Source organism: Agromyces sp. NPDC056523 (assembly GCF_042794545.1).
Classification (GTDB): domain Bacteria; phylum Actinomycetota; class Actinomycetes; order Actinomycetales; family Microbacteriaceae; genus Agromyces.
Genome location: NZ_JBHTTM010000003.1, coordinates 526,282 through 533,793 on the forward strand (window position 1 = coordinate 526,282; position 7,512 = coordinate 533,793).

A 7,512-nucleotide genomic window follows, 5' to 3' on the forward strand; every position below is an offset into this window, starting at 1 on the left:
TCCTCAACACCCCGAGCACGCGAACCGCTCACGCGGATCCGCCGCGGCTCGCCGAGCGGTGCCGCAGCACGTGGTGCGCTTGAGCCGTGCCCGACCGCGATCGCCCCGTCAGCCCGGCGATGCTCGCCCTGCCGCCGGCCGCGGCCGAACCGGCCCGCGCGGGATTCCCGTGGATCGCCTCCGTCGCGCCGGTCGTGGCCGCCATCGCGATCTGGGCGATCACCGGATCCGCGTTCGCACTCGTCTTCGCCGCGCTCGGGCCCCTCGTCGCCGTGGCCACGATGCTCGACGCCAGGCGTAACGGTGCGCGAGCGCGGCGGCGGTCCCTCGCCGATCGATCCGAGGCGATCGCGCGACTGCGCGTCGAGGTCGCGGCCCGCCACGCACTCGAGCGCGATGCGGCCTGGCGCCGCTCGCCGCCGGCGCGCGGTGCCGTCGAGCGCGCCGTGCCCGGGTGGCGTCACGCCACGCCGCCGCCGATCGTGATCGGCCGCGGTCCGGCGGCCAGCGAGCTCCGCCTCGAGGGCGTCGCGGTCGACGACGCGGAAGTCGCGCTGCTCGAGGACGCCGGCCGGCTCGACGGTGCCCCGATCCGCGTCGACGTGGGCGACGGTATCGGCTTCGTCGGTGACCCGATGCTCGCTCGGGCCGCGGCGCGGGCCGCACTCGTCCAGTGCGCCGATGCCGCCGGGCCCGGCGAGCTGGCCGTGCACGTTCCCGATCGGGGTTGGGAGTGGGCGGTGGTGATCCCGCACCGCCGGGGGAGGCCGTCGACGCCGACGCTGGTCGTTCACGACGCGTCGCCCGCCGCGAGCGTCGAGGCGACGGAGGCTCCCGGGGCACGGCCGCGCGGCGCGCTGCTCATAGCGGTCGCCCCCGGCCCGGACGCGCTGCCGCCGGGCCTCCGCTCGGTCCTGCATCTCGCGACCCCGCGATCGGGCGTGTTGCACCGGACGGGTCGTCATCCCGTCGAGGTCGCCCCCGAGCTGCTCTCGGTCGCCGAGGCGTCCGCATGGGCCGCGCGGCTCGCACATGCGGCGCACCGCGTCGGGTTGGTGCAGCGTGATCGCGAACTGCCCCGTCACGTGCCGTTCTCGTCGCTTCCGCCGCCGCCGGCAATCGATCCCGGCGACCGGTCGCGTCTCCCGGCCGTGGTGGGCGTCGCCGACGACGGGCCGGTCGAGCTCGACCTCGTGTCGGGGCCGCATGCGCTGGTCGGAGGCACGACCGGCAGCGGCAAGAGCGAGTTCCTGCTCGCATGGATCACGGCGCTCGCGCACGCCCATCCGCCGCGTCGCGTCGCGTTCCTCCTCGTCGACTTCAAGGGGGGTGCCGCGTTCGCACCGGTCGCGTCGCTGCCGCATGTCACGGGCATCGTCACCGACCTCGACGAGTCCCAGGCGGCGCGGGCGGTCGCGAGCCTGCGCGCAGAGGTGCGCCACCGCGAGCTGGTGCTGCGCGCCGCCGGCGCACGAGAGCTCTCGACGCTCCCCGACGGCATCGACCTGCCCCGCCTCGTGCTGGTCGTCGACGAGTTCCAGGCCATGGTCGAGCGCTTCCCCGAGCTCGGCGACGTCATCGCCGACCTGACGGCTCGCGGACGCTCGCTCGGCGTGCACCTGGTCCTGGCCGCCCAGCGTCCGAACGGCGTCGTGCGGGAGCAGGTCATGGCGAACTGCGGCATCCGGGTGTCGCTGCGGGTGCTCCAGCGCGCCGACAGCCTGGCCGTGGTCGGGACGGACGGTGCGGCCCTGCTCGAACCGGGTAGACCCGGCCTCGCCATCGCCGATGCGGGTGACGGCCGGCCGATCCGCTTCCAGTCGGCGATCGCCGACGAGGCGACCATCGAGGCGGTCGCGATCCGACATGCGGATGCCGCGCCACCGCGCCGACCATGGCTGGATCCGCTGCCGGACCGGCTGACGCTCGGTACGATCGACGCCGTCCTCGCACACGGGCGACGCGGCGGGCCGGGAACGGCTCGGGCGGAGCCGGAGGCCGGCGAAGGGTTCCTGCTCGGCGTCGTGGACGAGCCCGACCGACAGCGTCGATCGGCCGTGGAGTGGCGACCGGCGCACGATGGACCCCTGGCCGTGCTCGGGGCGCCGCGCTCGGGCCGATCCGGCCTGCTCGCCGCCGTCGCGGCACAGGCGGAAGCCCGGCACGGCGCGGGATCGATCGTGCGGCTCGGAGGTCCGCGAAGCGCGGTGTGGGACGGACTCGAGCGGCTCGGTGCGATCAGCGGCGGCGGGCGCCCGCCGGCACTCGTCGTCCTCGACGACCTCGACCTGCTGTTCGCCTCATGGCCCGACGACTACCGTCTCGCGGCCCTGCTGCGGGTCGAGGAGCTGCTGCGCCTCGCGCGCGGCGCGCGCGTCCCGGTCGCGGCGTCGGCGGTGCGGTTGAGCGGGATGGGAGCGGGGATCCGCGACGGATTCAGCACGAGCGCGTACCTCCGGCACGCGTCTCGCGCCGACCTCCTGCACGCCGGGGGAGCCGGGACGCACTGGGGCGACGATGGCCCGCCCGGTTCCGGACAGTGGCGTGGCCTCCGGGCGCAGTTCCTCCACTCCGAAGTCCGGTCGGCGGCGAGGCCTCCGGAGCCGGAACCGGTGACGCTCGACGGACACCCGATCGTCGCGGTCGCCTCCGCGACGCCCGACGCGGACGCCGCCGCACTGCAGGCACGCCTGCCCGGGGCCGAGGTGATCCGCCTGGGGTCGACGACGGGATCGGCGGGGCAGGCGATGGAGGCCCTTCGCGCGGCTGCCGGCACGCGCGCGGGCGCGGGATCGGCCTCGCTCGAACAGTTCCTGGTCGTGGGCGACACCGACGACTGGGCGGCGAACTGGTCGCTCGCGCACGCGGCACGCTCTCGCGCCACGATCGTCGTCCACGGCGGGCAGGCCGAATTCCGCTCCCTGGCCCGCGCGAGCGCGCTCCCGCCCCTCCTCGACGACGACGCGGCGCAGTGCTGGATGGCGATGCCGGAGCATGCACCGGCGAGACGCGCATGGTTGGGCACGTGACACGACGGATTCCGCGCGTCCACCCCCGCCTTCAGCACTGATTCCGTGCGTTGTGTTCGCAGAAATTAACGATTCGGACATCATCTCGTGATTTCAGCCACGCAGTGTGTCATCATCTTCGCACCCCTGCACGCGCAGCAGATCGACAGGAGCGCCCTCGTGAGCAGCCGACCCCTTCCCCAGGACCCCATCATCCGCGCCCTCATCGCGCAGGCCCGGCAGTCGCAGTTGACCCGCCGCGGTCTCCTCGCCGGCGCCGGAGCCGGCGCGTCCGCGCTCGCCCTCGCGGCATGTGCCACCGGCGGCGGCCAGGCGAAGCCGACCGCGGCCGCCGACGAGTCGGCCGATGACAAGACGCTGAACTGGGCCAACTGGGCCGCCTACATCGACGAGGACGACGCGGGCAACTACCCCACGCTCGACCGCTTCCAGGAGGAGACCGGCATCGCGGTCAACTACGAGGTGGCCGTCGACGACAACAACACCTACTACGGCAAGGTCAAGGACCAGCTCGCCCTGGGCCAGGACATCGGTGCCGATACCGTGTGCCTGACCGACTGGATGGTCTCGCGCTGGATCCGGCTCGGCTACACGCAGGCGCTCGACCACGCGAACATCCCGAACATCGCCAATCTCGCGCCCGCGCTCGAGAACCCCGACTTCGACCCGGGCCGCGAGCACTCGCTTCCGTGGCAGGGCGGCTTCGCCGGTATCTGCTGGAACGTCGAGAAGGTGCCCGGCGGCCTCGCGTCCGTCGAGGACCTCTGGAACCCCGAGCTGAAGGGGCGCGTCGGCGTGCTCTCCGAGATGCGCGACACCATGGGGCTCCTCATGCTCCAGAACGGCGTCGACATCGCCGGCGAGTGGGGCGACGCCGAGTACGACGCTGCGATCGAGATCCTCGACGAACAGGTCGCGAACGGCCAGATCCGCAACATCAAGGGCAACTCGTACCTCGAGGACCTCAAGAGCGAGGACACGCTGGCCGCGATCTGCTGGTCGGGCGACATCACCGTCATCAACGCCGAGGCCGGCGACAAGTGGCAGTTCGCCATTCCGGAGGCGGGCGGCACGCTCTGGAACGACAACTTCCTGATCCCGATCGGCTCGCCGCGCAAGACCAACGCCGAGACGCTCATCAACTACTACTACGAGCCCGAGGTCGCCGCCGAGGTCGCCGCGTGGGTGAACTACATCACGCCGGTCGTCGGCGCGCAGGAGGCCGCCATGGCGATCGACCCCGCGCTCGCCGAGAACCAGCTCATCTTCCCCAACGAGGAGACGCTCTCGACCGCGCACATCTTCCGCGCCCTCTCCGGCGCCGAGGAGCAGAAGTACCAGGCGCAGTTCCAGCAGATCCTGCTGGGTTCGTGATGTCCGTCCGCGAATTCGCCGAGCGCGGCGCCGACCTCGAATTGGTCGGCATCCAGAAGCGCTTCCCCGGGTTCACCGCCATCGAGGAACTCGACCTCACGATCCCCGCCGGGTCGTTCTTCGCCCTGCTCGGACCTTCGGGCTGCGGCAAGACGACCACGCTCCGACTGGTCGCGGGCCTCGAGGAGCCGACGAAGGGCCGGATCCTCATCGGCGGCAAGGATGTCACGGACGCCAAGGCGCACCAGCGGCCGGTCAACACGGTCTTCCAGAGCTACGCCCTGTTCCCGCACATGTCGATCATCGACAACGTCTCCTTCGGGCTCAAGCGGCGGCGCATCGACGATGCGCAAGGCAAGGCCCACGAGGCACTGAAGCTCGTCGAGCTCGACCACCTCGCGCAGCGACGCCCCGCCCAGCTCTCGGGCGGACAGCAGCAGCGTGTGGCGCTCGCACGAGCGATCGTCAACCGACCGGCGCTCCTCCTGCTCGACGAGCCGCTCGGCGCGCTCGACCTCAAGCTGCGTCGCCAGATGCAGCTCGAGCTCAAGACGATCCAGGAGGAGGTCGGCCTGACCTTCCTCCACGTCACGCACGACCAGGAGGAGGCCATGACCATGGCCGACACCGTCGCGGTGATGAACAAGGGCGCGATCGAGCAGATGGGCGCGCCCGAGGAGCTCTACGAACTGCCGCGCACGGCCTTCGTCGCCAACTTCCTCGGCAAGTCGAACCTCTTCACGGGCGACGTGGCGGGCACGACCAGCACGTCGGTCACGGTCGACGCGGGCGGGCACCGCATCACCGTCCCGACCTCGCGTGCACAGCGCCACCAGGGCCTCGTCACGGTCGGGGTGCGGCCCGAGAAGGTCGCACTGCACCTCGAGGAGCCCGATGAGACGTCCGGCCGCAACATCCTCGGACCGGGCCGGGTCCTCGACGCGTCGTTCGCGGGCGTGAGCACCGAGTACATCGTGGCCATCCCGGGCGTCGGCACCATCTCGGTCTTCTCGCAGAACATGGGCTTCGGCCCCGTCGCGACCGAGGGCGCCGAGGTGTGGGTCAGCTGGGACGTCGAGCACGGCTTCGGGCTCGCGGACGAGCCAGACGAGGCGAGCCGCTTCCCGGCCGACGCCGACACGCAGTCGATCGCGGTGCAGCGTCGCGAGGCGCTGATCTCGGAGCTCGAGGGCAACTGAGCATGGCCTTCGCAGCATTCGCGACGACGGAGGCGCAACCGCAGGCACCGAAGCGGCGGAGCCCGATCGCGCTCTTCCTGCTCCTGCCCGGCATCCTCTACCTCGTCCTGTTCTTCCTGACGCCGCTGATCTCGCTGATCCTCACGTCGTTGCAGGCGCCGAACGAGTTCGGCGACATCGGCGTGTACGACTACGCCTTCAACTGGCAGAACTACGTCACGGTCGTCCAGCAGTACTGGCCGCACATCGTGCGCTCGTTCGGCTACGCGCTCGCCGCGACCGTGTTCGCGCTGCTGTTCAGCTACCCGCTGGCCTACTTCATCGGCGTGAAGGCCCGCCGCTGGCCGCTGCTGCAGAGCCTGCTGCTCGTGCTGGTGATCGCCCCGTTCTTCATCAGCTTCCTGCTGCGCACCCTCGCTTGGAAGCAGATCCTGTCGGACGAATCGCTCATCATCACCTCGCTCAAGGCGATCGGACTCCTCGGGCCCGACGCGTACTTCGCGGGCACGCCGTTCGCGGTAATCTTCGGCCTGACGTACAACTTCATCCCGTTCATGACCCTCCCGCTCTACACGACGCTCGAGCGCCTCGACACGCGGTACCTCGAGGCCGGCAGCGACCTCTACGCGAATGCGTTCACGGTCTTCCGCAAGGTCACCGTGCCGCTGTCGATGCCCGGCATCGTCGCGGGAACGCTGCTCACCTTCATCCCGGCGGCGGGCGACTACGTCAACGCGAGTCGCGACTTCCTCGGAGGACCCGATAGGCAGATGATGGGCAACGTCATCGAGGCGAACTTCCTCGTGCTGCTGAACTACCCGGCGGCCGCGGCGCTCTCGATCATCCTCATGGCCGCGATCCTCGTGCTCGTCGGCGTCTACGTGAAGCGATCCGGAACGGAGGACCTGCTGTGAGCGGTGAGGTGCAGGCCGCCGCGGTGCTCGGCGGGCTCAGCGAGAGCGAGGAAGTCGAGGACCGCCGCCGGCGGCAGCGCCCGCGCGGGCGTCGGCTCGGGCTCGGCGACTGGCTGCTGCCGGTCTACGTCGTCCTCGCATTCATCTTCCTGTTGATCCCGATCGTCTACACGTTCGTGTTCTCGTTCAACGACTCGATCAAGTCGAACATCGCCTGGCGCGGGTTCACCCTCGACAAGTGGCTGAACGTGTGCAACGTCGAGGGCGGCGCGGTGTGCGAGGCGTTCGGCAACAGCATCGTGATCGGCCTGGTCGCAACGGTCGTCGCGACGACGCTCGGGACGATGATCGCGATCGCCCTGGTCCGCTACCGGTTCCGTGCCCGCTCGGCGACCAGCCTGCTCCTGTTCCTGCCGATGGCCACGCCAGAGGTCGTGCTCGGTGCGGGGCTGGCTGCGCAGTTCCTCGCCGTCGGCGTCCCGAAGGACATGCTGACGATCATCCTGGCGCACACGATGTTCTGCATCAGCTTCGTCGTCGTGACCGTGAAGGCGCGCGTCGCAAGCCTCGATCCGGCGCTCGAGGAGGCGGGTCGCGACCTCTACGGCGCGCCGCGCGAGGTCTTCTGGCGGATCACGTTCCCCCTGCTGCTGCCCGGCATCATGGCGGCGGCGCTGCTCGCCTTCGCCCTGAGCTTCGACGACTTCATCATCACGAACTTCAACTCCGGCTCGGTGTCGACGTTCCCGAAGTACATCTACATCTCGGCGTCGCGCGGCATCCCGGCCGAGGCGAACGTGATCGCGTCCGCGGTGTTCATCGTGGCGCTCGTGATCGTCGTGGTCGCCCAGGTGTCGCGGGCCGCCCGCGCGAAACGGCTGGCCGCCGGGGCGGGCTGACCCGAGCGACGGCGGGTGGCGGCGGGCGCCCCCCGGGCCCCCGGCCAACCCCGGCCGCCACACGCCAGAACCGCGCGCGGGGGGCGGCCGCCGCGGG

General features: G+C 71.1%; 5 protein-coding genes. All 5 read left to right on the forward strand.

Translation table 11 applies throughout. The features are described from left to right. Positions 1–86: 86 nt before the first annotated feature. The 5 genes from ACFQ58_RS13290 to ACFQ58_RS13310 all read left to right on the forward strand — a co-directional run bounded on the left by ACFQ58_RS13290 (position 87) and on the right by ACFQ58_RS13310 (position 7,415). Entirely contained in the window at positions 87–3,029 is a 2,943-nt protein-coding gene (locus ACFQ58_RS13290) for an FtsK/SpoIIIE domain-containing protein (RefSeq protein ID WP_376951608.1), read from the forward strand. A gap of 159 nt (positions 3,030–3,188) precedes the next feature. After that, positions 3,189–4,403, forward strand: a complete 1,215-nt coding sequence (locus tag ACFQ58_RS13295) for a PotD/PotF family extracellular solute-binding protein (protein WP_376951609.1) — start codon at positions 3,189–3,191, stop codon at positions 4,401–4,403. Further along, the gene (locus ACFQ58_RS13300; protein ID WP_376951610.1) at positions 4,403–5,602 is read left to right on the forward strand and encodes an ABC transporter ATP-binding protein; all 1,200 of its coding nucleotides are present in this window, start codon (positions 4,403–4,405) and stop codon (positions 5,600–5,602) included. The genes ACFQ58_RS13295 and ACFQ58_RS13300 overlap by 1 nt, the downstream gene beginning before the upstream one ends. A gap of 2 nt (positions 5,603–5,604) precedes the next feature. Then, a complete protein-coding gene (locus tag ACFQ58_RS13305; protein WP_376951611.1) occupies positions 5,605–6,516 on the forward strand; it encodes an ABC transporter permease in 912 nt (303 codons plus the stop codon). A gap of 113 nt (positions 6,517–6,629) precedes the next feature. Further along, positions 6,630–7,415 (forward strand): ABC transporter permease, encoded by a 786-nt coding sequence (locus ACFQ58_RS13310; protein WP_376951623.1) that lies wholly within the window; start codon positions 6,630–6,632, stop codon positions 7,413–7,415. Positions 7,416–7,512 lie beyond the last annotated feature (97 nt).

What these genes read in the sequence shown, in the direction of transcription:
- ACFQ58_RS13305 (WP_376951611.1), top strand. Translation starts at nt 5,605, where the DNA reads ATGGCCTTCGCAGCATTCGCGACGACGGAGGCGCAACCGCAGGCACCG.
- ACFQ58_RS13300 (WP_376951610.1), top strand. Translation starts at nt 4,403, where the DNA reads ATGTCCGTCCGCGAATTCGCCGAGCGCGGCGCCGACCTCGAATTGGTC.